The organism is Nocardia sp. CA-107356 (genome assembly GCF_050946365.1).
GTDB lineage: Bacteria > Actinomycetota > Actinomycetes > Mycobacteriales > Mycobacteriaceae > Nocardia.
Map to the genome: position 1 here is coordinate 1,982,024 of NZ_CP191992.1, position 24,331 is coordinate 2,006,354.

Sequence of the window (24,331 nt, forward strand, 5' to 3'; positions counted from 1 at the left end):
TGAAAGGTAGACCCACATCTTGGCAGTGTCTAGGCCTGGCAGCACAAAAAATTGAATAATCGCGATGAGTGGTAGCCTGGGGCGATGGCGCTACGAAACGCAGTACTGGCCGCACTGCTGGAGGGTGAGGCATCGGGTTACGACCTCGCCAAGGGCTTCGACGCCTCGGTCGCCAACTTTTGGATGGCCACACCGCAGCAGCTGTACAAAGAGCTCGACCGGATGGCGGCCGAGGGGCTCATCGAGACCCGGGTCGTGCAGCAGGAGCGTCGGCCGAACAAGCGACTGCACGCGATCACTCCCGCGGGCCGGGCGGCATTGCGCGAGTTCATCGCCGAACCCGCCAAACCCACCGCGATCCGCGACGAGATGATGGTGAAGGTCCAGGGGATGGAGACCGAGGACGCACCCGCGGTGCGGGCCGCGGTGGCCGAGAAGTTGGAGTGGTCGAAGGCGAAACTGGCTCGCTACGAACGCCTGCGTGGCCGCCTGCTCGACGGCCGCAGTGAGCAGGCGTATCTGGCCGAGGCCGAGCGGGTCGGCCCATATCTGACTCTGCTCCGCGGTATCTCGTTCGAGCAGGAGAACATTCGCTGGGCCGAGTTCGCCCTGTCGGTCATCGAACGGCGTCTCGCGGCGTCCGTCTGAGATTTGCCCATGCTGCACGCCGAAGCGCACCGGCGCAGGTCGGGCCGGCGGCCGATGGCGGCGCGATGCAATCGTGGGACGGAAATGGGGGTGTGGTCAGGTGCGCCGCCCCACCCGGAGCAGGCAGCGCATGGTGGCGTCGAGGACATCCGCGGGCCGGTTACCGGCCACTGCGCTCAGAGCGCTTTCAGCAGCTCCGCGGCCAGCGGGGCCGAGGAGGCCGGGTTCTGTCCGGTGTAGAGGTTGCGATCCACCTCGATGTGCGGAGCCCACGGCTCGCCTTCGCGGTAGTCGACGCCCAGCGCGATCAGGCGGTCCTGCAGCAGCCACTTGGCCTTATCGGCCAGACCGGCCTGCGCTTCCTCGGCATTGGTGAACGCAGCCACCCGGTAGCCCGCGAACGGCGACTTGCCGTCGGCATCGGCCGTGGCCAGTAACGCGGCGGGAGCGTGGCACACCACGCCCAGCGGCTTGCCCGAGGCCAGCGTGGCATCGAGCAGCTTCCCGGAGTCGGCGTTCACCGCCAGATCCTCCATCGGACCGTGTCCGCCCGGGTAGTAGACCGCGTCGTAATCGGCGACCCGCACATCCTCCAGCCGGATAGGTTGGGTCAATTCGGTTGCCTTACGCAGGGTTTCGGCGATCTTCTCCGCGCCATCGGGGCCACCGTTGACCTCGGGCGCCAGGCTGCCGCGGTCGACGGTCGGCACCACGGCACCCGGCGTCGCCACGACGATCTCGTGCTCGGCTGCCTTGAACGCCGCATAGGGCGCGACGAACTCTTCGGCCCAGTACCCGGTCGGATGTTTGGTGCCGTCGGCCAACGTCCAGTAGTCGACACCGGTCATGACGAACAGGATCTTTGCCATCGGACTCTCTCCTCCACAGTGCTGGTCTATTCAGCGATGAACTGACATTTCGCACGCGATTCGTCAGTGCGTCACAGGGACCACACTATGAAGCTGGTCATCGGCTGACCAATAGTTTCGTCAATAGCAGACATTGGCAATCCGATGGCTGAGAGCCGATCCCGAATCCGAACTCGTTTCTCAGTTGCCGGATCGGGTGGGCGGGCCATCCATCGGCCTGCCCATACCGGAACCGTTCAGGCCGTTGGTGCTGCCGCCGGGTGCGGCGCCTTGCGGACCCGGGCCACCGTTCATGCCGTCCGGCGAGGTGGTGGTCGCGCCGACGGTGGTCGCGGTGCTGGTGCCGTCGGTCTGGGTGCCCCGAATGCTCACGGTGTCACCGACTTTCACGGTGGCAGTGCCGGTGGTGGTGGCGGTGATGGAGTAGACCTGGGTGTAATCGTCGGCGCTCTTGGCGGTGAGTGAGGTGCTGGACAATGCGGTGATGGTGCCGGTTTGGGTCAGTTCGGTGCGGTAGCCGCCATTGCCGTCGGACACCACGAATTGGCCGTGCAGTGGCGGGCCGGTCATGGCGCCACCGGGACCGGCGGCGCCGATCGGGCCGGGCTGGCCGTTTGTGCCGTTCATGCTCATCCCGGGTCCGCCCGGTCCGCCGGGGCCGTGGTTGCCATCGCTGTGATTCGAGGACGCCGCCCAGATGACGCCGCCACCCGCCGCGGCGATCACACCGGCGATACCCGCGGCGGCCAGGACCTTTCGGCCCGACCAGCCGGTCGCCGCCGGGGGCGTTGGTGCGCCCCAATTCGGGTCCTGGCCGGGCGGGGGCTGGTGGGTGGGGGTGGTCATGGTGGGTGCTCCTCTGCGGTGACGGCCGGTGAGCGCGCCGGTCCGGTAGTCGTATTCGGGGTCAACCGTGGTCGGCGAAGTTAGGTGCGAGCTGTGGGCGAGGTCAGGATCCGCTATGTCCGATTCGGTGCACAGCAAGCTCACAGCCAGGGCATAGCCACCGCCGAGCCGCCGCGCGCAGTATGAGGCCCATGTCCACGATGACCACTGGAAACAGCCCGGCCAACCGAGCTGCCATGCGGCGTGCCGATGGCAGTCCGATCAACGTGCTCGTCGTCGATGACGAGCCGGTCCTGGCCGAGATGTTGTCGATGGCGCTGCGGTACGAGGGCTGGGACGTCGGCACGGCCGGTGACGGGCGCACGGCGGTGACCATGGCGCGCGAGACCAGGCCGGATGTGGCGGTGCTCGATGTGATGCTGCCGGATATGACCGGACTCGAGGTGCTCGGCAAGCTGCGCGCCCAGGTTCCGCATCTGCCGGTGCTGTTGTTGACCGCGAAGGATTCGGTGGAAGACCGGATCGCGGGGCTCACCGCGGGCGGCGACGACTACGTCACCAAGCCGTTCAGTATCGAAGAGGTGGTGCTGCGGCTGCGTGCGCTGCTGCGCCGCACCGGGGTCGCGAGCGAGGACAGCGGCGCACAGATCGTGGTCGGTGATCTGGTGCTCGATGAGGACAGCTATGAGGTCACCCGCGCGGGTACGCCGATTGTGTTGACGGCCACCGAATTCGAACTGCTCCGGTTCTTCGTGCGCAATCCACGAAGGGTATTGAGCAAGGCGCAGATTCTGGATCGGGTCTGGAGTTACGACTTCGGCGGCCGGTCCAATATCGTCGAGCTGTACGTGTCGTATCTGCGCAAGAAGATCGATAGCGGTCGGGCCCCGATGATCCATACCCTGCGCGGAGCCGGATATGTCCTCAAGCCCGCGGGCTGAGGTGCGCCGCATGTGGTCGCCACGACGGTGGTCGCTGCGGGCCCGACTGTTGGTCGGGCAGGCGCTGTTGCTCGTGACCGTGGTGGTGGGCATCGGCGCCGCGACCGAGCTTGCGCTGCAACAGTTCCTGGTGCACCAACTCGATACCCAGCTGATCGACGCGCAGAAGCGCTCACTCGGTGATTCCGGCGGCGGTCCCACGCTGGGGCCGCCGCCCGGCGACTCTTCCGGTACCCAGTCCGCACCTCCGCCTCCGCCTCCGCCGCACCCGCAGAGCACCGGGCCGGGGCCCGAATTCCTGGACCGGCGCGGCATCCAGCCCGATGCGGTCGGTGCGATCGTCGATCGGGGAACGGTCATCACCGCGGGTCGGATCGGCAGCGATGGTATGCAGGCCGCGCTGTCGGACACCGCGCGCCGCCAACTCGCCGCGGTGGCGGCGACCGGCAGGCCGACCACCGTGAATATCGACGGCGAGGGCCGCTATCGCGTGGTCGCGGACCGGACCTGGCAGGGCACAACGGTGGTCACCGGGCTGCCGTTGGCATCGGTCGACGACACGCTCATGCGGGTGTTGTGGGTGTTGGTGATCGTGACCGTGATCGTGCTGGTTTTCGCGATCACGGTGGGTATCTGGCTGATTCGCCGCGCGCTCGCGCCGTTGGATCGGGTCGCGGCCACCGCCGCCCGAGTCGCCGATCTGCAGTTGGATCGCGGGGAGGTCACCCTGCCCGTGCGGGTTCCGCGCGAGGATGCCGATCCGCATACCGAGGTGGGGCAGCTGGGCTCGGCCGTCAACCGGATGCTGGACCACATCACCGGGGCGCTTTCGGCCCGGTATGCCAGCGAGACCCGGGTCCGGCAATTCCTCGCCGACGCCAGCCATGAACTGCGTACCCCGCTCGCCGCCATTCGCGGCTATGCCGAACTGGCGCAACGCAAACGGGGTGAGGTGCCCGGTGAGGTGGCCAATGCGATGGGCCGGGTGGACTCCGAGGCCCGGCGGATGTCGGCGCTGGTCGAGGACATGCTATTGCTCGCCCGACTGGATTCCGGCCGCCCGCTCGAACACGAGCCGGTCGACCTGACCCAGCTCACGGTCGACGCGGTGAGTGATGCGCATATCGCCGGACCCGAACAGCAGTGGGATCTCGACCTGCCCGACGAACCGGTCGTGGTCGTCGGCGACGCTGCCCGATTGCACCAGGTGCTGACCAACCTGCTGGCCAACGCTCGCGTCCATACCGGTCCCGGCACCACGGTCGTCACGGCGCTGGCCTTCGCTGGCGACGGCGGTGCGGTATGGCGCGTCACCGACGACGGGCCGGGCATACCACTCGCGTTGCAGCCGGAGATATTTCAACGATTCGCCCGCGGCGATTCGTCGCGCTCGCGGCGTGCGGGGAGTTCCGGTCTCGGTCTGGCGATCGTCGCCGCGGTCGTGAAGGCGCACGGCGGCGAGATCACGGTGGACAGCACACCCGGCCGTACCGAATTCACCGTGCGGTTGCCTGCCGACCCGGCGGCCACCGCCTGACCGATCCGCTCACAGCGAACCCACAGCCGCGCCAGAGCCTGGGAACACATCGCGTGGTCAGGATCGAAATGTGACTACGACTTTGCTGGGACCTCCCACCGCTACCGAGGACGCGGCGCCGCGCCGAACGTCGTCCGGCCGCGCCCGGCTGTGGCGGCGGCTGTCGCTGCCGATTCTGTTGATCGGTACCGCGGTGCTGTACCTGTGGGATCTCGGCGCCAGCGGGTGGGCGAAAAGACCTGCTCGACCTCACAGACAGTGCATAGCAACCGCAAATATCGGACCCACGTCCGCAGATCAGGATCGGGATATGACTACCGCTACCGAAGCGCCCGTATGGCGTGCCGAACGCGCCGAGTCCGATGGCTCGGTACGGCAGGAAACACGATGGACCCGACTGCTGTTCGGCTCCCGCGACCAGCCTCGCTGGGCCCGCCCCGGCCTGTGGGCACTGCTGGCGGTGACCGCCGTCCTCTATCTGTGGGGGCTGAGTCGATCCGGTTGGAGCAATGATCAATTCCTGTGGATGACCTGGGAGGGCGTGCCTCCCAGGAAGATGATCTACGAAGTCAATGGAATCTGATCAAGACCAGCGCGCCAACGCTGGCGGGAAGGCACGCCCGTGCTCAAGGTAGTCCAGAACAACGATGCTTCCAACGATGAGGGCTGTGTGGCCGGTGCCGGTCGGTCGTTGCTCGACGAGATAGTCCGCGATGGTGCCCGGCAGATGCTGGCGGCGGCGTTGCAGGCTGAGGTCGCGGCCTATGTTGAGCGGTTCGTCGGCGAAGTCGACGAGGACGGTCGGCGGCTGGTCGTCCGCAACGGCTATCACCAGGAACGGGAGGTGCTGACCGCCGCCGGTGCGGTGGCGGTGAAGGCGCCGCGGGTCAACGACAAGCGGGTCGACCCGGAAACTGGTGAGCGGCAACGGTTTTCCTCGGCGATCCTGCCCGCTTGGGCGCGTAAGTCGACGCAGGTGAACGAGGTGCTGCCGCTGTTGTATCTGCACGGGTTGTCCAGCGGCGACTTCGGGCCGGCGTTGGAGCAGTTCCTCGGCACCGGTGCCGGGTTGTCGGCGTCGGCGATCACCCGACTTACCGTGCAGTGGCAGGACGAGGCCAAGACATTTCAGGCAAGGGACCTCTCGGGCACCGATTACGTGTACCTGTGGGTCGACGGCATTCACCTGAAAGTGCGTCTCGAACAGGAAAAACTGTGCCTGTTGGTGATGATCGGGGTCCGTGCCGACGAGTCGCAAGGAGCTCGTTGCTCTCACCGACGGGTTCCGGGGATCGACCGAGTCGTGGGCGGATCTGCTGCGTGATTGCCGCCGACGTGGCATGACCGCGCCGGTCCTGGCGGTCGGCGACGGCGCGCTCGGGTTCTGGAAGGCGCTACGAGAGGTGTTCCCGGACACCCGCGAGCAGCGGTGCTGGTTCCACAAGCAGGCCAATGTCCTCGGCACGCTGCCGAAGTCGGCTCATCTTGGTGCGTTGGCGGCGATGAAGGAAATATACAACGCCGAGGACATCGACAAGGCCCAAGTCGCGATCAAGGCGTTCGAGATCGACTACGCCGCGAAATACCCCAAAGCAGTGGCGAAGATCGTCGGCGACATGGACGTACTGCTCGAATTCTACCGGTATCCGGCCGAGCATTGGGTTCACCTGCGCAGCACCAACCCGATCGAAAGTACTTTCGCCACAGTGCGTTTGAGGACCAAGGTCACCAAAGGTCCCGGTTCCCGCCCGGCCGGGCTTGCGATGGCCTACAAGCTGATCGAGGCCGCCCAAGCCCACTGGCGAGCGGTGAACGCGCCTCAATTGGTCGCGCTCGTCCGGGCCGGAGCCGTGTTCCACAAGGGCAAGCTCCTGGAACGACCGACTGCCATCGCACCCGAAACCTCGACCGGCCAGCCGTCATCAGCCGCAGCGGCGGAGGTCGCCTGAGAAGACCTCATCCACAGGATTTGACAATCGTCGGGCTTCGACGACCACCTCACCCATGTCGGCTACTGAATGATGGGGTGGGCTGCGGGTGGGCCGGGCGAGGGCGGGGTCAGTGCGGAGGCTAGGCCCGCCGGCTTTGGAGAATTGGGATTTCGGGGCGGCGGATTCAGCATCAGCGGAGGTAGCGCAGATGAGTGAGTGTCGCCTCCGGTTGGCTTGGGCGGGCACTGCGGCGAGCGGGGTTGTGCACTGCTGCAGGTGTAAGTGGGCACTGTCGAGTCGGCTTGGGCAACCGATGCCGAGCCTGCGGAGACGGCCAGTGTGATCGCGATCGCGTAGAAGTAGGTGACACGCATCGGTATCACAGCCAGATCGGGTCGCCGTACACGGCAACGGAGTTGTCGGCGTCGGCGGTCGAGGTGGACGCGATCGCGTACGAGCGCAGGCTCACCGGCCCCATGCACGAGTCGACTTTGATCTGCACCTGATCAGCGGTGATCGAGGCATGCGCGCCGCTGAGCTCCTTCGTCCCGAACGGCACGGTGGTGATCGTGCCCGGCTTGGGTGAGAAGGAGACGCTCGGGATCGCTAGTGCGCTCGCGCCGGCGTTCGCACCGCCCACCGAGATGCCTATGTTCGGTCCGATCGCCCCGGACAGCCCGATGGTCAGGCCGTTGGACACATCGACCTGGCAACCGATCTGGTAACCCAACGTCACGCTGCCCGAGTTAACCGCTACCCGACCGTGTCCGGTGATGTCGGCGACGGCCTTCAGCCTGACGAATCCTTCACGGGTGAACGGTGAGGCAGCCAGGTTGGGAACACGATCCAGATTCTCCGCGACCTTGGTGATTCGCACCTGCCACCCGTCGTCGGTGGTGACCTCGCGCGATGTGTCCGCTACCGGATCCGCGGACGCGGTCGCGTACGTGCCAGCAATGAGTGTCGCTGCCACCAGGCACGGCAACGCGACGATACAGCGTTTCATTCGAACATGTCCTTATCGCTAGATGTGTTTCTCGCACTCAGGCGGCCGCTGGTCTGGTTGAGCAGCCGCCTGATGGTGATCGTGCCGCCGTCGTGGCCGTTGCCGCGGACCACGTCGGGCAGCCACTTCTCCACGGTGTCGTCCAGGCTCAACCGGCCGTCGGCCGCGAGTCGCGGATGTCAGCCAGGATGCCTGGCAGGCCGCCGTCGGTCACGGCCCGCTCCGGCACCCGCTGGACCCGGCGTGGTCGTCGGCTACCGCTGCCGACGTGCTGACGGTCACCGCCAGTGCGGCGGCGAGCAGGCAGGTGGCGCGCGGAGGATTTTGCCTTGATGGGTGATCGCCTTTCAATTCTTTCAATGGGTGAGGTGGCTGCGTGCTTACCCACCGATGGCGACTCCGAACTCCGCTTCGATGACTCTGAACATGGGGTCCCAGGACTTCCACTCGGTGTTGGTGTGCACGGCGATCGTGTGCTGGCCGTCCGGGGTGCCGACCGCGAAGAAATAGGTGCCCCAGAAGCTGCCGCCGACGCCGCGCAGCGTCCGGCCGCCGGTCGCCTGCTTGTCGAACTCGAACAGGCCCAGGCCGTAGCGGGAGTGCGGCATCCAGTAGCTGCCCTCGGTGGAGACAGTGGTCCACATCTGCCGGTGCTGGGCGGGCGGCAGCAGGCTGCCGGTGGTCATCGCGGTGAGGAAGCGGATCATGTCGCCGGTGGTGGAGACGATGTTGCCGGCCGCGTAGCCCAGCGAGGAGTTGAGCTCGGTGACGTCCAGCGGCGGCAGGCCGGGCTCCTCCATCAGGGATTGCCAGTTCTCCGGGGTGACCGCGGCGGGGTCGACACCGTCCTTGAGGAACTGGTTGGAGTAGCCGCGCGGGTGCGGAGTGGGGTAGCCGGTGTCGGTGGTGGGGCGCACGCGGGTGTGGGTCAGCCCGAGCGGCCGGGTGACTCTGCGCTCGACCTCGTCGGCGTAGCTGTTGCCAGTGACCTTCTCGATAATCGCGCCGGCGATGTAGAAGCCGCCGTTGGCGTACTCGAAGCGCTCGCCGGGCGCACCGACCGGCGGCTGGGACACCGCCACCCGCAGCAGCTCTTCGGTGCTGAAGGTGTCGAAGCGATGCTGGACGAGCCCGGAGCGGGTGGCGTAGCGGTAGCTGACCTCCGGGGCCAGGCCGGTGGGGAACAGTCCGCTGGTGTTGCTGAGCAGGTGCCTGATGGTGATCGTGTCGCCGTCGTAGCCGTTGACGTCCAGCACGCCGGGCAGGTGGGCGTTGACCGTGTCTTCCAGGCTGAGGCGGCCCTCGGCCTCCAGAGCCAGCAGCACGGCGGCGGTGAAACTCTTGCCGCAGCTGCCGGTGTGGATGTTCTCCCCCGGCTGGCGCGGGGAGCCGGTCTCCAGGTCGGCCACACCGGCGGTGCCGAACCAGGTCCGGTCCCCATCCTTGACCTCGGCCACGATGCCGGGGATGCCGACCTCGGCCACGGCCCAGTCGAGCACCTGCTGCACGTTCTCGTTGGTTGCCATCGCACGTCCTTTCGGGATGTTTCTTCGTGACGTCCTCCACGATGTCCAGCAGCTCTGACAGGCCTCTTATATCCCTCTTCCATCCGGCACCGGCTCGCTGTAAGGCGCTTTCAGCCCACCGAATAGCCTGTCGAGCATGCGGATTGAGGTGCTGGGGCCGGTTCTTGCGTATGCCGACGACGGCGCACCGATCGACCTGGGCGGCACCAGGGTTCGCGCGCTGCTGGCCAGGCTGGCACTGGCCGGGAACGAAATGGTGTCGGTCGATTCGCTGCTCGACGGCCTATGGGGGGAACACTCCTCCGGAGGCACCGTCAACGCGTTGCACGCGTTGGTGCATCGGCTGCGCAAGGCCTTGGCGGGGGCCGGGGTCGTGGAGACGGTGGCCGGCGGGTATCGCCTGCGCAGCGAGCAGGTCGACGCGGTCCGCTTCGAGGAGCTGGCCAAGCGAGGCAGCCGCGAACTGGCCGCGGGCGCTGTGCAGCGGGCGGCCTCGCTGCTGGACGAGGCGCTGGCGCTGTGGCGGGGAGACTCGCTGGCCGACGTGCGCGACATTCCTTTCGCCGGTACGGCTGGCGCGCGCCTGGACGAACTGCGCGTCGGCGCCACCGAAAACCGCTTCGAGGCGGAGCTGCGGCTCGGGCGCCATGGCGAGATCCTGGCCGACGTGGAGGCGGCGGCCGCTGAGCATCCGCTGCGGGAACGGCTGGCCGGGCTGCGGATGCGGGCCTTGCATGCGGCGGGCCGCCAGTCCGATGCGCTGGCCGTGTTCGAGGAGGTCCGTGGCACGCTCGCCGAGGAGCTGGGCGTCAACCCCTCCGAGGAGTTGCGCAAGACGCATCTCGCCGTGTTGCGGGGTGAGCTGGAGATCCCCGAGGCGGAACAGGCCCGGCCGGAGGCGGTGCGAGGCCGTCTGCCGGCCCAGCTGACCAGCTTCGTCGGCCGGGAGGACGAGTTGAGGTTGCTGGCCGGGTTGCTGGAGACCTCCCGGCTGGTCACCATCGTGGGGCCCGGAGGAGTGGGCAAGACCCGGCTGGCCGTGGATGCGGTGAGCCGGCGTCGGGCCCATCAGCGCGGCCGGGTCTGGCTCGTCTCCCTGGCCGCGGTGGACACGGCCGACGGGCTGCTGGAGGCGGTGCTGGGCTCGCTCAGCGTCGCCGAAGCCCAGCCGTCCGGCACGCCGCTGGAGCGGGTGGTCAACCTGCTCGCCGGTGGTGAGGGCGTGCTGGTGCTGGACAACTGCGAACAGATCTCCGAACCCGCCGCTCAGCTCGCCGGACAGCTGCTGGAGCGCCAGCCGTACCTGACCATCCTGGCCACGAGCCGAGAGCCGCTCGAGGTCATGGGGGAGACGCTGTGCCGCCTAGGCCCGCTCGACCTCCCCCCGGCGCACGCGGACCCCGATCGTGCCTCCGCATCGGCCGCGGTGCGGCTGTTCCTCGACCGGGCGGCAGCCGTACAGCCCAGCTTTGTCCTGGACGCGACCACCGCGGCCCCGATCGTGGACATCGTGCGCCGGCTGGACGGGTTGCCGCTGGCTCTGGAGCTGGCCGCGGCGCGACTGCGGACCATAAGCGCCGAACAGATCGCCCGGCGGCTGGATGACCGTTTCCGGCTGCTCAGCACCGGCAACCGGACCGCCCAACCCCGCCAGCAGACCCTCCATGCGGTCATCGAATGGAGCTGGGAACTCCTCACCTCACAAGAGCGCACACTGACCCGCCGGATGTCGATATTTCCGGCGCGTACCGGTATCGCCGTGATCGAGGCGGTCTGTGCGGATTCGGATGGGGCGCTTCCCGCGGACGAGGTCGCCTACCTCCTGGATTCCCTGGTCGACAAGTCCATCGTGGAGCAGGCCGGCGACGGCTACCGGATGCTGGAAACCATCCGGGCCCATGCGGCGGGAAAGCTCCGGCTCGCAGGGGAGACCGAAGCCGTCCTGCGCGGGCTCACGCGGCACTTCGCCGACCTGGCCGAGGAACACGAGCCGCTGCTGCGCTCGGACAAGCAGGCGGAGTCGCTGCGGCTGTTCCAGGCCGAGTACGACAACCTGATGTACGCCCTGCAAACGGCCATCGACAGCGGCGACGTCTCGGGCGCCGCCCGGATTCTCGGGCCGCTGTACTGGTACTGGGTCATGCACCGCTACGACGCCCGCGCCGAGGCTTACGTCGCCAAGGTCGCCGAGTTCGGCGACGCGCTGCCCGCGACCGCCCGGTCCGCGTTCACGGCAATTCACCTGGTGAGCATCGAGGGCGGGCCGCTCACCGACCCCGAACGGCTGCGCGCGCTCATCGACGACTGCGTGCGCACGGGCGCGCTTCGGCGTTACCCGATGCTGCTGACAATCGTGTTGGTGATGGCGCCGCTGCTCGGGCTGGATGAGCTGGCCGACCATGAGATCGCCCAGGTGCGCAGCGGCTCGGACCGCTGGGCGATCGCCTGCACCTTCATGATCGAAGCCATGCGGCATCGCGAACGGGGCGACCTGGAGAGCTCCGCGACCGCGATGACCACGGCGTTGCACGCGTTCGGGGAGGTGGGCGATCGCTGGTGGGCGGCGAAGGCGCTGTACGGCCTGGCTCAAATCCACGCCATCGCCGGTGACCACGACCAGGCGATCACCGCCTACGAGGACAGCATCGCGATCGCCACCGAGCTCGGCTCGCAGGATGAGGTCTCAACCCGGCTCGGGCTCGCCACCGAACGCATGCGCGCCGGCGACCTGATCGGCGCCCGACACGACATCGAAACCGCCGAACGAGCGGCCTGGCAGCGTGGCCAGCCGGTGGTGGAGATCGAGGTTCTCGGCGTCCTGGCCGAGCTGTACCGCCGCTCCGGAGAGGTCGAACGCGCCGATCAAGAACTCGACCGGATGGACACGCTCACCCGCAGGCTGCCCCTGGCGGCCGAGAGCGCCGACAATCGGCTGCTCCCCGCTCGGGTGGCCAACCTCCTCACCGCCGGGAACGCCGTACGCGCCCGCGAACTGCTGCCCCGCGCCGTCCACGCCGCGCAAGCGAACATGGACGCCCCCTCGGCCGCTCACCTCCTGGCCCGGCTGCTGTTCCTGGAGGGCGATCCGGCCGGCGCGGCCACCGCGCTCGGCCTGAGCCAGGCCATCCGCGGCACCTTCGACCACGGCGACACCGAACTGCGTTCCCTTGCTGAGGTGCTCGCGGAACGGCTCGGCCGCACCGACTACGACACCGCCTACCAACGGGGCGCCGAGCTGACACCCCATAAGGCCACCGACCGGCTGACAGCACTGTGAACCGCCCTGGGTTTGATGGAGGCTGGGTCCTCGAGTGAAGGATGGAAAGATGGCTGGTGATGATCGGGGTCCGTGCCGACGGCCGCAAAGAGTTGGTCGCGATCACCGACGGCTATCGGGAATCGACCGAGTCGGGGCTGATCTGCTGCGCGATTGTCGCCGCCGTGGAATGACCGCCCCAGTGCTGGCGGTCGGGGACGGAGCGCTCGGGTTCTGGAAGGCGCTACGAGAGGTGTTCCCTGCCACGAGGGAGCGGCGGTGCTGGTTCCATAATAAACAGGCCAATGTTCTTGCCGCACTACCGAAATCGGCGCACCCGGGCGCATTAGCGGCGATGAAGGACATCTACATGGCTGAGCATATCGACAAGGCGCAGCTGGCGGTGAAAGCGTTCGAAATCGACTACGGCGCGAAATATCCGAAAGCGGTCGCGAAAATCACCGACGACCTCGACGTGTTACTCGAGTTCTTCAAATACTCGGCCGAGCACTGGGTGCATCTGCGCACCACCAACCCGGTTGAATCAACTTTCGCCACCGTCCGGTTGCGCACCAAGGTTACCAAGGGGCCTGGTTCGCGCGCGGCGGGAATCGCCATGGCCTCAAGCTGATCGAGACCGCCCAGGCCCACTGGCGCGCGGTGAACGCCCCACACCTGGTCGCGCTCGTCCGCGCCGGCACCTGTTCCACAAGGGCAAACTCATCGAACGCCCCGCCGAGATCACACCCGCCTCGTCAACCGACCCGACCGAAACCACCCGAACGGAGGTCGCCTGAAACTTGCTGATCCACAGGTCTTGACAATATCTCATCCGGTTTTGCCAACGACTTCTACGCGGCAGCCGTCCAGGCGGGCACGCAGAGCTGGAAGGCGCTGCTCTTCGGTTCGCTGGACGCCGGTAATGCCATCACCGTCGATAAGCCGCCCGCTGCGCTGTGGGTCATGGGGCTATCGGGGCGGCTGTTCGGATTCAGCTCGTTCTCGATGCTGTTGCCGCAAGCGCTGATGGGCGTGGCATCGGTCGGGTTGGTGTACGCCGCGGTCCGGCGCTGGCACGGTCCGGCGGCCGGGTTGCTGGCCGGGGCCGCGCTGGCGCTGACTCCTGTTGCGGCACTGATGTTCCGGTTCAACAATCCGGATGCATTGCTGGTGCTGCTGCTGGTCGCGGCGGCGTATTGCACCGTGCGCGCCACCGAGAACGGCAGCGGCCGTTGGCTCGCATTCGCCGGTGTCGCAGTGGGATTCGGCTTTCTCACCAAGATGATGCAGGCATTCCTGGTGCTGCCGGCACTCGGCCTGGTGTTTCTCGTCGCCGCGCCGATCGGCGTCTGGCGCCGAATCGGCAAGCTGCTGGTCGCTTGCGCAGCCATGGTGATCTCGGGCGGCTGGTTCGTCGCGCTGGTCAGCTTGTGGCCCAGTGATTCTCGGCCCTATATCGGTGGATCGACCGACAACAGCCTGCTCGAACTCGCGCTGGGATACAACGGCCTCGGCCGTGTCCTCGGCGGATCCGGCAACGGTGGCGGCGGCGGCGGCGGTGGCGGCGGCGGCAATACCGGATTCGGTGGCAGCACCGGCATTACGCGGTTGTTCGGGGATTCGATGGGAACCGAGATCTCCTGGCTGCTGCCCGCCGCGCTGATCGGTCTGGTTGCGGGCCTGTGGTTCACCCGCCGCACGCCGCGCACCGGGCGGACCCGCGCCGCCCTGCTGCTGTGGGGTGGTTGGCTGCTGGTGACCGGTGTCGTCTTCAGTTACATGCAGGGCACGATGCACCCCTACTACACCGTGGCACTGGCGCCCGCAATCGCCGCGCTGGTGGCGGTCGCGGTGACCGAGCTGTGGCGCGGCAGGCAATTCCGGACGGCCCGCATCGCGCTCGGCGCCATCCTGGCATCGACCGGCGTCTGGAATTTCATCCTGCTCGACCGCACTCCCGACTGGTATCCGGCATTGCGCTGGGTCGTACTGATCGGTTCGATCGTGCTCGCCGCGATCATCGTTGTCGGCGCCAACCAACTCGGCAGGTCGACCGCGGTGGTCGCCATTGCCGGTCTGCTGTTCGGACTTGCGGGGACCACGGCGTACACCATCGAGACCGCGGCGACACCACACAGCGGTTCGATCCCGACCTCCGGTCCGGATACGGGTCGCGGTATGGGCGGACCGGGCGGCCCCATGGGTGGCAGCGCGGTACCTGACGGCACCGAATCCGGCACGGCCGGAACAATTTCCGATGCCGCAGCACCCGGCCGTGCCGATACCGACGAGTCTCGTACCCGCGACGGCGGCGGACCGGGCGGCTCGACCTCGAACAACATCGCGTTGCAGGAGCTGCTGACGAACACCGACAACCGTTGGGCCGCAGCAACAGTGGGCGCCCAATCGGCGGGCAGCCTCGAATTGTCCACCGGCACATCGGTCATGGCCATCGGCGGCTTCACCGGCGGGGACAACTCGCCGACGCTGTCCCAATTCCAGCAGTATGTCGCCAATGGCGAGATCCACTACTTCATCGCGGGCGGCGGTATGGGTGGTCCCGGCGGCGGATCGGGCAGTGCCAGCGAGATCACCGCATGGGTCAAGGCCAACTTCACGGCGGTTACCATCGGTTCGACTACGGTCTACGACCTCGGCCAGCCTCTCGCCTCCTGAATATCGGCCGTATTGTACTGCGGCACAACCAATTCCAGCGCGGACCGTTCTCGATGATGGGAAATCGACGGAAGTGGACGTTAGGTGAACATTTGGTTTCTCAGAAGTGTTGCCGCGCAACAATAGTTGCGTCATGCTGAGAGTATGGCCACACGGTCGAAGAGGCGGCCGAGTCGGCCGCGGCGGGGATCCGAGGATCCGCAGGGGTGCTGTCCGCGCCCCGTGCTGTTGTTGCGCCGGTTCGGTGCGGGTCCTTGGCGGCGTCGGATCGGATGGTTTCTGGTCGTCACGTTCGTGCTGTTCGTCTTTCCCGGCGTCGTCGGCGCGGTGGCCAGTGCGCAGTACCAGGCCGCGGCCACCGGCAGCGGTGTCTCCGAAATCGACGGGCTCAGTTGGATGCACATCCGAGACTCGTCCGGGGTGCCGCTGGCCAACTATGCGTTCGCGACCGAACACGGCGGGGTGCTGAACCCGGGCGCGACCATCCTCTGGGCCATTCTCGGCTTCGAATTCATCGGCTATATCGCCATCGTGACGACCGCGATCTGGTTGATCGGGAACGCCTTGAGCTTCCAGTGGCTCAATATGTTCAGCTCGGCGCTGACCGGGGTCGCGGACCGGCTGACCGGTCAGATCGCGACACCCATGCTGCTGATCACCGCGGCGACGATCGGTGCGTTCTGTGTCGCCTGGTTCTGGATGCGCGGCTATCACGCCAAGGCGGTGCTGCAGATCGTGACGATGCTCGGGGTGGCGATCCTGGGCCCGGTGTTCCTGGCCGAACCGCTCGCCGATGTGCTGTCCCCGGACGGATTGCTCGCCAAGGGCAGGGATTTGGGCATTTCGGTCGCCGCCGGATTGAACGGCAATAACAATCCGAATCCGAATCAGCTGGTCACGACCATGCAGCGCGATCTGGCGGATAACTTCGCCCGCCGCCCGGTGCAGGTGTGGAATTTCGGGCATGTGGTCGACGAGCAACCGGCATGCCGTTCGGCGTGGTCCGCGGGAATGGCCGCCGGCGACGACGAACGGGTCCGCAAGGGCATGCAGTCCTGCGGCGACTCCGCCGCCTACGCCAAGGCGCAGAATCCCAGTATGGGTCAGGTCGGCACCGGCTTGATGCTGTTGATCTGCGGCGGCATTCTGTTGGTCTTCGCGGTGGTGCTCGGGGTCAGGGTGATCAAGGCCGCACTGGATACGATCTATCACGGGTTCATGTCGATATTCGGTTTCGCCGCAGGCGGATTCGTATACGGACCGACGCAGACCTTTCTGGTCCGCAATCTCGTCGACAGCATCGTCGGGGCGGCCAAGATGACGGCCTACACCATCTTCCTCGGCGTCTACGTGCTGTTCATGGGCAATCTGTTCGCGCAGGCCAAGGGCGAGACCATGGCGGTGATCGTGATCGCGGGCACCGTCGAGATCGTGGCCGTCTCGCAGCTGAAACGCCTGAGCCGCAGTCTGAGTCGGGGCAATGACTGGATCGCCAACCGGTTCGCGCTGGCGATACAGGGGTCTGGAGCGCGCCCCGGCGGTGGAGGTGGCGGGGGATCGGCACTCGGCATGGGTGATGCTCGGGCTGGCGGTTCGGTGCACGGCGGGCTGATGTCCGGGATGGGCATGCTGAACACGATCAATGCGTCGCCCGCGACCGCGTGGCTCCTCGGGGCCACGGTTGGCCCGTTGAACCCGCTGTCGCGCAGGAAGAAGCGGATGGATCTCAACAACATCGCCGCCTCGCCGATGGCGCGGCAATTGCAGGAGTACAACCACGCTGGCCGCGGGAACTGGCGGGTCAAGGCCGCCGGGCGGTTGAACGGAATAGACGGCGGAATCGGGTCTGCTCTCGGTGTCCAAAATGTTCTGGACGGTCTGGGCGACAGCAAGGTCCCGGACTCGATGATCGCTCCGGTTCTGCTGGCGATGGGTGCGACCGATGAGCAGGTGATCGATGCCCAGCGCGCGTTGGCCGTCCAGAAGGCCAGCATGAAGGACTACAATCCGAACGGCTTCGCGCCCTTGCAGAAGGCGCTCGCCGCGGGGTACGCGGTGGAGAACCACCAAGGCGTCGCCGCGCTGCCGGCATTCGCGGGGCAGGCCGTGGTCGCTGCGGATAATTTCGTGCGGCACTCCACTGCACCGATGAACCCTGTAGATCCCAATCACCCGTTTGTGCAACGGGTCATGAACAGCAACGAACATCAGCTCAGAACCATCACCCCGGACGAATGGCGCAACGCTGGGCGCGATACTCGCCAACACATCGGACGGCAACTGGCGCTCCGGCACCAGGAAGCGGCCACGAATTACTACAACAATCAGAACGACCCCATTCTTCTTCAGACGTTGCAGCGGTCGACCCGGCGTCTGGCCAACTTCAACGGCTTCGATCCGAATGGCGGACCCAACCCATGGTCGTCGTAGGCGGGCGTGTGGGCAGGCTGACAATATTCGCCGATCGGTGCGGTGAAAGATCTGATCACCGATGCTCGACGAGAACGTTCCCGACCAACATCGTTGTCGCCCATCGCATCCAACCGGATGATCCATTCGCGCAGGCAAGCTGGCGAAGTCTGCAACGGCCCTGAGGGTTGGATGCGGTTGATGTGGGGCACTAGAACCTTACGGTCCGTCAGTTATTGTGTGGGCCTATCGTTCGAGTACCCGTGATCGTGAGGCTCACCGTGCTGGACAGGGCACCAACCACCTTTCAGGAACTACGTGCCATTCTGCAGCAGCGGTTGCCCGAACTGGCCGACGGTCAACAGCGAATAGCCAGGCTGATATTGGACGATCCGGAGGGCACCGCCTTCCGGAGCATCGGCCGCAGCGCCGAACTCGCGGGCGTGCATCGTTCCTCGCTGGTACGGTTCGCGACCATGCTCGGGCTGCCCGGCTATCCGGCTCTGGTCGAGCTATGCCGCAGACAACTGGCCGCCGAGGCGTATCTGGTGCGTAGGCCCGCTGGCGCACCGCCGCCCTCCTCGAATGACGAATTCTTCAGTGCCATCACCGAATATGATACGAACAATCTGACCCGCACCTTCGCGCGGATCGATCGCGGGGACTGGGACCGGGCGGTCGAGACGCTGGCGACCGCGTCGGCCGTCCACGTCATCGGTTTCCGGCGCTGCCTGGCCGTCGCCTGTCTGGCCGACTATCTGCTGCGGATGATCCGGCCACGGGTTCGGCAGCTGGGGGCCTCCACCCGCCTGCTGACCGACGAACTGCGCGATATCGAATCCGGCGATGCGTTCCTCGCGGTATCGATTCGCCGGTACAGCAGCGACACCGTGCGCGCGGTCGAGCACGCGAGACGCCATGGTGCCACCACGATCGCGCTCACCGACGACCCGTCCTCGCCACTGGCCCGCATCGCCGATCTGACGTTCTACGTCGAAACCGGCTCCGTCACGGTGCTGCGTTCACTCACCGCATGCACCGGACTCGTGCACGCGCTGGTCACCGCCGTCGGGTTGCATCTGGAATCCGTCGGCGGCGATATCGACGGTCTCGACGACCAGTTGTTCGACTAGCCGCGGCCCACCGCGGCGATCTGCGTCGCCGCAGCTCTGCGCCGAGTTTGCCGATCCGGCTCTCGGGTACCGCTGGGATATGACGCCGATCCATGATCTGCGGGGGCTGGGTTTACCCGAGTCGATCTCGGTGGCGCTGTTCGATCTCGACGGCGTACTGACCGACACCGCGGCGGTGCACCGGCGGGCGTGGAAGGCGGTATTCGACGAATTCCTGGCCGGTCGCGGCCATGGCGGATTCCGGCCGTTCTCCGATGTGGACTATCTGGGCTATATGGACGGCCGGTCGCGGGCGGACGGTATCCGGGAGTTCCTGAAGTCGCGGGGGATCACGGTGCCGGAAGGCGAGCCCGATGCGCCGGAGGGGGAGGCGAGTGTCGCCGGGCTCGGCAATCGAAAGAATCGACTGCTGCTGTCGTTCCTCGAACGAGACGGTGTCCAGGTCTATCCGGGTTCGGCGAAGTATCTGTCCGCCGTGCGCGCGGCCGGGGTCAAAACAGGCGTGGTGACCGCCTCGGCGAATGCCGCCGCGGTGTTGTCGGTCGCGAATCTGGGCCGTTACGTCGATGTGTGTATCGACGGACTCGAGATCGCCCGCCGCGGACTGCGCGGCCAACCCGCGCCGGACGCATTTCTCGCGGCCGCGGACGCGCTGGACGCGAAGCCGGAACAGGCTGCGGCCTTCGAGGACGCCGTCGCCGGGATACGTGCCGGTCGTGTCGGTGGCTTCGGATTCGTCGTCGGTATCGATCGAGCGCGCGATGCCACACATGCCGAGGCATTGCGCCGAGCCGGGGCGGATGTGGTCGTCCCCGATTTGGCCGAACTCGGGACCGGCCGAGCCGAGCCGGAGCTATCCGATGGGCGGGCACCACACCGCCGGGGGTAGCGGTACGAAGGAGGGCGCGCATGGCGTCGTTCACCGAATCCGAGTACTGGTTGGGCAGACTGGTTTTCCAGCACGGCCTCGCGGTGATCTATCTGATCGCGTTCGTGGCGGCGGCACGGCAATTTCGGGCGCTGATCGGTGCGCGGGGGATGCTGCCGGTGCCCCGGTTCGTCCGGCGGGTTCCATTCCGCCGTGCGCCCAGCCTCTTTCAGCTGCACTATTCGGATCGATACTTCGCCGCCGTCGCCTGGTCCGGCGCGGTGTTATCGGCCGCGATTGTGGCCGGTGTGCTGAATCTGGTGCCGCTGTGGGGGGCGATGTTGATGTGGCTGGTGCTGTGGGTGCTGTATCTGTCGATCGTCAATGTGGGACAGGCGTGGTACGCGTTCGGGTGGGAATCGCTGCTGCTGGAGGCCGGATTCCTCGCGATCTTCCTGGGCAACGATCGGGTGGCGCCGCCGGTGCTGGTGTTGTGGCTGCTGCGGTGGCTGCTGTTCCGGGTGGAGTTCGGCGCGGGTTTGATCAAACTGCGCGGGGATTCCTGCTGGCGGGATCTGACCTGTCTGTACTACCACCATGAGACCCAGCCGATGCCCGGACCGCTGAGCTGGTTCTTCCACCGTCTGCCGCGGCCACTGCATCGAGTGGAGGTGGCGGCCAACCACTGTGCCCAACTCGTTGTGCCATGGGGGCTTTTCGCGCCGCAGCCGGTGGCGAGTGTGGCCGCGTCGGCCATCATCGTCACCCAGCTCTGGCTGGTGCTCTCCGGGAACTTCGCCTGGTTGAACTGGGTGACGATCATGTTGGCCACCACCGTGATCGACGGATCATCGGCCGCCGCGGTGCTACCGGTGCCGGACCCGCCCGCGTTATCCGCCGCACCGCCGTGGTTCGCGGGTCTGGTGATTGCGTGCACCGTCGCGGTGGCGATCCTGAGCTACTGGCCCGTGCGCAATTTGATATCCCGACAGCAGCGAATGAACGCTTCCTTCAACCCACTGCACCTGGTCAATACCTATGGTGCGTTCGGCAATATCGGCCGGACCCGCGAGGAGGTGGTGTTCGAGGGCACCGACGATGCGGAGATCACCGAGCGAACACACTGGCGGGAGTACGAATTCAAAGGTAAGCCGGGGGATCCGCATCGAATGCCACGGCAATTCGCCCCCTACCATTTGCGGCTGGATTGGTTGATGTGGTTCGCCGCGATCTCCCCGGCCTACGCCCGCAGCTGGCTGCTCGCCTTCGTCGAGCGGCTGCTGCGCAATGATCCAGCGACGCTGCGACTGCTGCGTCGCTGCCCCTTCCCCGACGCCCCGCCGACCTATGTGCGGGCGCGAATCTACCTGTACCGCTTCGCAACCCGCGCCGAGCGGCAACACGAGCGAACGTGGTGGCACCGCACCCTGGTCGGCGACTACCTCCCCCCGATGACTCTCGCTCAGTAGAAGCTGCGACCCTCGCGACCGCCGGAGACCGACCAGACCTCGGTGATGACTCCGGCGACGGTGCGCAGAATATCGGTGCCGCTGATGGCAATGGTCGCACCATCGGGACCGGTCGACTCCGCGCCGTACGGCCGTGCGATGAATCCGGTTCGGGTGTCGTCCATGTCGACGACCGGCTCACCTTGGGGTGCGAATCGGATCCCGGGACGCTGCTCGCGAAATTCGGCGACTTGGGTGGCGAGGGCCTGCGGATCGTGGATGTCGTCGTATTCGCTGCCGTTCGGCTGGGCGTAGCGGAGGGTGAATTCGGGGGCCATGATCTTCTCCGTGAGCGCCAGCTCGCCGTTCCACATCGCGGTCCACTCGTCGAACAGGGTGATGCCGAAATCGCGCATCGCTACTCCTTAATCATCTCATTGATACGGTCTCGATGGCACTAATTTATAGTCTCAGTGAGATGGTGTCAATGGGATGGAGGAGGCATGCCGGATCTCGGGCCGCAGGACCACATCGTGCTGGGGTTGATCGCCCGGCACGGGCCGCTCACGCCCTACGAGTTGAAGGCCAGACTCGAAGAGAGCGTCGATTACTTCTGGCCGGTGCCGCATGCGCAGCTCTATCGGATTCCGGTGCGCTTGGCCGAGCAGGGTTTGCTCGACGAGGAGACCGAGCAGGGTGGACGACGGCGCAGACTCTTTCATCTGACCGATAAGGGCCGGGCCGAACTGCGGCGCTGGCTCGCCGACCCGCGCAACCCGCCCGCGGAGACCCGCGACCCGGCTCAACTGAAACTCTTCTTCGCCGATCTGGGCGCACCGGGCGATGTGGTCACATTGGCCAACAGCCAAGCCGCGGAACATCGTCGGCTACTCGAGCTGTATCGGTCACTGCACGCCGATACCGACCCGGCCGATGAGGTCCGCGCGGTGTCCCGCGCCCGCATCCTGCGGCTCGGCATGCTGCACGAGCAGGCCTACGTCGAGTTCTGGGAAGACCTCGCCGCCGACCCCGAGTATCGGGACCGGCGGCGCGGGTAGGGCAGTCAGACGCGGCGGGCGCGTTTGACGAAGCGGACGGTGAGAGCGATCAGCGGGGCGAAGAAGATGATCGACAGGACGGGGGATAGCCAGGCCATGGTGTGGACCGGGAGTTGGTAGGCGAGCAGAATCCGGACCAGAGCCTCGGACAGCAGGCCGATGCCCCAGGCCGCGGACAGGATGGTGAAGCCGCGACGCTTGGCCGGATTGTCGCGGTAGGACTCCTCGAATTCGGCGAGTTTGGCCGGTCCGGCGGCCGAGAGCGCCTTGCGTGCGGACAGGTAGGTCAGCGGTTTGCCGACCACTGTGCTGATCAGGAAGGCAATGCCGACGATCGCGGTGCCCGCGGAATCCTTGACGATCATCATGCGGGGGTCGCCACTGATCAGCGAGCCGACCAGGCCGAAGACGAATACGCCGAGCATGATCGCGGCGAACGGTTCGAGGCGGCGCGACCGGATCGTCTCGATGATCAGAACCGCGCCCGAGAAGAGCGATCCGGCGAGCAGTCCGGCGAAGTCGCTGTAACCGAGGCCGGTCAGCAGGAAGTAGGCGCCGATGGGCACCGCGATATCCCGCGCGATCGGGGCAAGTACGCGGATCGGGTTGAAGCGCGGCGCCGAGGTCTGAGCCGTATCGGTCGGCTCGGCCACGGGCTCGGCGGCTGTGATGGTCGTCATCTCGGGTGCTCCTGGCTGGTCAATTCGTCTGTGCACTACGAGAGATGACGTTACGGATCAGCGCAGGGCGGCGAATCTGCCAACCATCACGGGTCGGGCATGACAACTGTCATGCCCGCCGCTGCGCGCTGCCGGGGCATGCGGAATTGCCTGATCGGCCTGCCGGTCAGCATGCGCGCGAACAATCCGGCAAAACGTAAGTGGCCCAGTGCCTCTCGCTTTGTGAACGCGACCGACCACACCGTTTCGGTGCCCGCCGCTGGCAGCGCGCGCTGGTCGAATCGATCCGCCAGCCAGTTCATGGTGACCGGTGTGCCGATGAACAGCAGCGGCATATGCAGGCTCAGACGGTCGCGCAGATAGCGCACGTGCGCACCACGGATCGCGTACCGCGCCACGTGCTGGTCGACATCGGCCACGGCGATCAGCTCGTCATTGACGCCCTGGATGACGAGCATCGGCATGGCCGGCGCGTGCACACCGGGCCGGATGTCGGCCAGGATCTGCTGCAGGCCGGGTTCGGCGAGTAGCTCGGCGAAGGTGCGGTGGCTGTAGTTGTCGATGTTCTTGCCCATCAACCGGAACAGCAAGTGCAGCGTGGTGCGCGATTCGGCATCTGCGAGTATCTCGAGGAATTCGGATGTGAGATGTGCGCGCAGGATGCGATCCAGATCACCGTAGGCCCGCCGCAGCCCTGCCACGGCCATCGTCGAGAAGGCCGCGAAGAAGGTGCCGTTCAATCGCGTGAAGGCCGAGCCGAGATCGCCGACCGGCGAACCGGCGACCGCGCCGACGATTTCGAGCTCCGGTGCGTATTCGGCGGCCAACTCCGCGGTCCAGGCCGTGGCGAGTCCGCCACCCGAATAGCCCCACAGCGCAACGGGAGTCGATTCGGTCAGGCCGAGCGGGGTGAAGGTCAGGCTCGCTCGGATCGCGTCGAGGGACCGATAGCCGGGTTCGCGCGGCACCCCGAAGTGTCCGGCCAACCCGCCGTGGTCGGGAACCGATACCGCCCAGCCCTTGGCCAGTGCGTATGCGATGACCGGCAGTTCGACCTGCGGAATCGAGCCGAGCGCTCGCGCGCCGCGGCGCAGTGCGTAAGAGGGCAGACACATCGAACTGACGCCGTCGATGGCGCATTGGAATGAAACCAGCGGACGTGGCTCGCGTGGATCGGCGCCCCACGGCAGCAGGACCGTCGTCACCGCCGCCTCCGCGCTGCCGTGCAGGTTATTGGTCCGGTAGAGCAGCTGCCAGGCCGAAACCTTTTGGGGCACAAGCCCGAACAGTGCCAGCTCGACCCGGCGGGTGCGCAGGACGGTGCCCGGTGCGAAGCGTGCGAATCCGGTGGGTGGGCGATAGAACCGATCCAGCTCCGGGCGCAGCGGTCGGTCCGACGGGAAAGTCTCGACAATCGGACGCGCCGGGCCCATCCCGGTGTCGGCCTGCACGGTCATTCCTGTACATCCTTTCGAACGGCACACCGGCACGGTGTTTAT

At 66.6% G+C, this 24,331-nt stretch carries 18 protein-coding genes and 3 pseudogenes; 13 read left to right on the forward strand and 8 right to left on the reverse strand.

Going from position 1 to position 24,331, the window contains the following annotated elements:
- The first annotated feature begins 84 nt into the window (after window positions 1–84).
- Window positions 85–648, forward strand: a complete 564-nt coding sequence (locus ACQP1G_RS08875) for a PadR family transcriptional regulator (protein WP_433200653.1) — start codon at window positions 85–87, stop codon at window positions 646–648.
- Between the two features lie 176 nt (window positions 649–824).
- Here ACQP1G_RS08875 and ACQP1G_RS08880 read toward each other — a convergent pair whose 3' ends face one another.
- Together ACQP1G_RS08880 and ACQP1G_RS08885 are read right to left on the reverse strand one after the other, a co-directional pair.
- On the reverse strand, window positions 825–1,517 hold the full coding sequence (locus ACQP1G_RS08880; RefSeq protein WP_433200656.1) for a type 1 glutamine amidotransferase domain-containing protein: 693 nt from the start codon (window positions 1,515–1,517) through the stop codon (window positions 825–827).
- Window positions 1,518–1,697: 180 nt separating this feature from the next.
- The gene (locus tag ACQP1G_RS08885; RefSeq protein ID WP_433200659.1) at window positions 1,698–2,363 is read right to left on the reverse strand and encodes a hypothetical protein; all 666 of its coding nucleotides are present in this window, start codon (window positions 2,361–2,363) and stop codon (window positions 1,698–1,700) included.
- Between the two features lie 236 nt (window positions 2,364–2,599).
- Between ACQP1G_RS08885 and ACQP1G_RS08890 the strand changes: the two genes are divergently transcribed.
- The 4 genes and pseudogenes from ACQP1G_RS08890 to ACQP1G_RS08905 all read left to right on the forward strand — a co-directional run bounded on the left by ACQP1G_RS08890 (window position 2,600) and on the right by ACQP1G_RS08905 (window position 6,790).
- Window positions 2,600–3,304, forward strand: a complete 705-nt coding sequence (locus tag ACQP1G_RS08890; RefSeq protein WP_433208330.1) for a response regulator transcription factor — start codon at window positions 2,600–2,602, stop codon at window positions 3,302–3,304.
- On the forward strand, window positions 3,282–4,841 hold the full coding sequence (locus ACQP1G_RS08895; protein ID WP_433200662.1) for a sensor histidine kinase: 1,560 nt from the start codon (window positions 3,282–3,284) through the stop codon (window positions 4,839–4,841). The genes ACQP1G_RS08890 and ACQP1G_RS08895 overlap by 23 nt, the downstream gene beginning before the upstream one ends.
- Before the next feature lie 310 nt (window positions 4,842–5,151).
- Window positions 5,152–5,424, forward strand: a complete 273-nt coding sequence (locus tag ACQP1G_RS08900) for a hypothetical protein (RefSeq protein ID WP_433200665.1) — start codon at window positions 5,152–5,154, stop codon at window positions 5,422–5,424.
- Window positions 5,425–5,463: 39 nt separating this feature from the next.
- A pseudogene (locus tag ACQP1G_RS08905) lies at window positions 5,464–6,790 on the forward strand (IS256 family transposase).
- A 361-nt stretch (window positions 6,791–7,151) separates the two neighbouring features.
- On the opposite strand, the gene ACQP1G_RS08910 reads toward ACQP1G_RS08905, so the two are convergent.
- From ACQP1G_RS08910 to ACQP1G_RS08920, 3 genes and pseudogenes are all read right to left on the reverse strand, one after another.
- On the reverse strand, window positions 7,152–7,778 hold the full coding sequence (locus ACQP1G_RS08910) for an MspA family porin (RefSeq protein WP_433200668.1): 627 nt from the start codon (window positions 7,776–7,778) through the stop codon (window positions 7,152–7,154).
- A pseudogene (locus tag ACQP1G_RS08915) lies at window positions 7,775–7,939 on the reverse strand (serine hydrolase); the annotation flags it as partial. The gene ACQP1G_RS08910 and the pseudogene ACQP1G_RS08915, both read right to left, overlap by 4 nt.
- Window positions 7,940–8,158: 219 nt before the next feature.
- The gene (locus ACQP1G_RS08920; protein WP_433200671.1) at window positions 8,159–9,304 is read right to left on the reverse strand and encodes a serine hydrolase domain-containing protein; all 1,146 of its coding nucleotides are present in this window, start codon (window positions 9,302–9,304) and stop codon (window positions 8,159–8,161) included.
- A 136-nt stretch (window positions 9,305–9,440) separates the two neighbouring features.
- Here ACQP1G_RS08920 and ACQP1G_RS08925 point away from each other — a divergent pair, with 136 nt between their 5' ends.
- The 7 genes and pseudogenes from ACQP1G_RS08925 to ACQP1G_RS08955 all read left to right on the forward strand — a co-directional run bounded on the left by ACQP1G_RS08925 (window position 9,441) and on the right by ACQP1G_RS08955 (window position 21,115).
- The gene (locus ACQP1G_RS08925; protein WP_433200674.1) at window positions 9,441–12,581 is read left to right on the forward strand and encodes a BTAD domain-containing putative transcriptional regulator; all 3,141 of its coding nucleotides are present in this window, start codon (window positions 9,441–9,443) and stop codon (window positions 12,579–12,581) included.
- A 53-nt stretch (window positions 12,582–12,634) separates the two neighbouring features.
- Window positions 12,635–13,357, forward strand: a pseudogene (locus ACQP1G_RS08930) (IS256 family transposase); the annotation flags it as partial.
- Between the two features lie 28 nt (window positions 13,358–13,385).
- Window positions 13,386–15,236, forward strand: a complete 1,851-nt coding sequence (locus ACQP1G_RS08935) for a glycosyltransferase family 39 protein (protein ID WP_433208333.1) — start codon at window positions 13,386–13,388, stop codon at window positions 15,234–15,236.
- Between the two features lie 144 nt (window positions 15,237–15,380).
- Complete coding sequence (locus ACQP1G_RS08940) at window positions 15,381–17,666, forward strand: hypothetical protein (protein ID WP_433200677.1); 2,286 nt, start codon at window positions 15,381–15,383, stop codon at window positions 17,664–17,666.
- Between the two features lie 242 nt (window positions 17,667–17,908).
- Complete coding sequence (locus ACQP1G_RS08945; RefSeq protein WP_433200680.1) at window positions 17,909–18,778, forward strand: MurR/RpiR family transcriptional regulator; 870 nt, start codon at window positions 17,909–17,911, stop codon at window positions 18,776–18,778.
- Between the two features lie 79 nt (window positions 18,779–18,857).
- Window positions 18,858–19,667: an HAD family hydrolase gene (locus ACQP1G_RS08950; RefSeq protein WP_433200683.1), complete on the forward strand. Its 810-nt coding sequence runs from the start codon at window positions 18,858–18,860 to the stop codon at window positions 19,665–19,667.
- A gap of 20 nt (window positions 19,668–19,687) precedes the next feature.
- Window positions 19,688–21,115, forward strand: a complete 1,428-nt coding sequence (locus ACQP1G_RS08955; protein WP_433200686.1) for a lipase maturation factor family protein — start codon at window positions 19,688–19,690, stop codon at window positions 21,113–21,115.
- Here ACQP1G_RS08955 and ACQP1G_RS08960 read toward each other — a convergent pair.
- Entirely contained in the window at window positions 21,109–21,510 is a 402-nt protein-coding gene (locus tag ACQP1G_RS08960) for a hypothetical protein (RefSeq protein WP_433200689.1), read from the reverse strand. The two genes, ACQP1G_RS08955 and ACQP1G_RS08960, sit on opposite strands and share 7 nt — an antisense overlap.
- Window positions 21,511–21,597: 87 nt before the next feature.
- Here ACQP1G_RS08960 and ACQP1G_RS08965 point away from each other — a divergent pair, with 87 nt between their 5' ends.
- Window positions 21,598–22,152, forward strand: coding sequence for a PadR family transcriptional regulator (locus ACQP1G_RS08965; RefSeq protein WP_433200692.1), 555 nt, complete (start codon window positions 21,598–21,600; stop codon window positions 22,150–22,152).
- A 5-nt stretch (window positions 22,153–22,157) separates the two neighbouring features.
- Here the strand turns inward: ACQP1G_RS08965 and ACQP1G_RS08970 are convergent, their stop codons facing one another.
- Both ACQP1G_RS08970 and ACQP1G_RS08975 read right to left on the reverse strand, forming a co-directional pair.
- Complete coding sequence (locus tag ACQP1G_RS08970) at window positions 22,158–22,832, reverse strand: VC0807 family protein (protein WP_433200695.1); 675 nt, start codon at window positions 22,830–22,832, stop codon at window positions 22,158–22,160.
- Between the two features lie 86 nt (window positions 22,833–22,918).
- Complete coding sequence (locus ACQP1G_RS08975; RefSeq protein WP_433200698.1) at window positions 22,919–24,289, reverse strand: lipase family protein; 1,371 nt, start codon at window positions 24,287–24,289, stop codon at window positions 22,919–22,921.
- Window positions 24,290–24,331: the final 42 nt, after the last annotated feature.

Excerpts from the sequence above, each read along its gene's own strand:
- ACQP1G_RS08875 (WP_433200653.1), top strand. The coding sequence starts at position 85 with ATGGCGCTACGAAACGCAGTACTGGCCGCACTGCTGGAGGGTGAGGCA.
- ACQP1G_RS08880 (WP_433200656.1), bottom strand. The coding sequence starts at position 1,517 with ATGGCAAAGATCCTGTTCGTCATGACCGGTGTCGACTACTGGACGTTG.
- ACQP1G_RS08885 (WP_433200659.1), bottom strand. The coding sequence starts at position 2,363 with ATGACCACCCCCACCCACCAGCCCCCGCCCGGCCAGGACCCGAATTGG.
- ACQP1G_RS08890 (WP_433208330.1), top strand. The coding sequence starts at position 2,600 with ATGCGGCGTGCCGATGGCAGTCCGATCAACGTGCTCGTCGTCGATGAC.
- ACQP1G_RS08895 (WP_433200662.1), top strand. The coding sequence starts at position 3,282 with ATGTCCTCAAGCCCGCGGGCTGAGGTGCGCCGCATGTGGTCGCCACGA.
- ACQP1G_RS08900 (WP_433200665.1), top strand. The coding sequence starts at position 5,152 with ATGACTACCGCTACCGAAGCGCCCGTATGGCGTGCCGAACGCGCCGAG.
- ACQP1G_RS08910 (WP_433200668.1), bottom strand. The coding sequence starts at position 7,778 with ATGAAACGCTGTATCGTCGCGTTGCCGTGCCTGGTGGCAGCGACACTC.
- ACQP1G_RS08920 (WP_433200671.1), bottom strand. The coding sequence starts at position 9,304 with ATGGCAACCAACGAGAACGTGCAGCAGGTGCTCGACTGGGCCGTGGCC.
- ACQP1G_RS08925 (WP_433200674.1), top strand. The coding sequence starts at position 9,441 with ATGCGGATTGAGGTGCTGGGGCCGGTTCTTGCGTATGCCGACGACGGC.
- ACQP1G_RS08940 (WP_433200677.1), top strand. The coding sequence starts at position 15,381 with ATGGCCACACGGTCGAAGAGGCGGCCGAGTCGGCCGCGGCGGGGATCC.
- ACQP1G_RS08950 (WP_433200683.1), top strand. The coding sequence starts at position 18,858 with ATGACGCCGATCCATGATCTGCGGGGGCTGGGTTTACCCGAGTCGATC.
- ACQP1G_RS08955 (WP_433200686.1), top strand. The coding sequence starts at position 19,688 with ATGGCGTCGTTCACCGAATCCGAGTACTGGTTGGGCAGACTGGTTTTC.
- ACQP1G_RS08960 (WP_433200689.1), bottom strand. The coding sequence starts at position 21,510 with ATGCGCGATTTCGGCATCACCCTGTTCGACGAGTGGACCGCGATGTGG.
- ACQP1G_RS08965 (WP_433200692.1), top strand. The coding sequence starts at position 21,598 with ATGCCGGATCTCGGGCCGCAGGACCACATCGTGCTGGGGTTGATCGCC.
- ACQP1G_RS08970 (WP_433200695.1), bottom strand. The coding sequence starts at position 22,832 with ATGACGACCATCACAGCCGCCGAGCCCGTGGCCGAGCCGACCGATACG.
- ACQP1G_RS08975 (WP_433200698.1), bottom strand. The coding sequence starts at position 24,289 with ATGACCGTGCAGGCCGACACCGGGATGGGCCCGGCGCGTCCGATTGTC.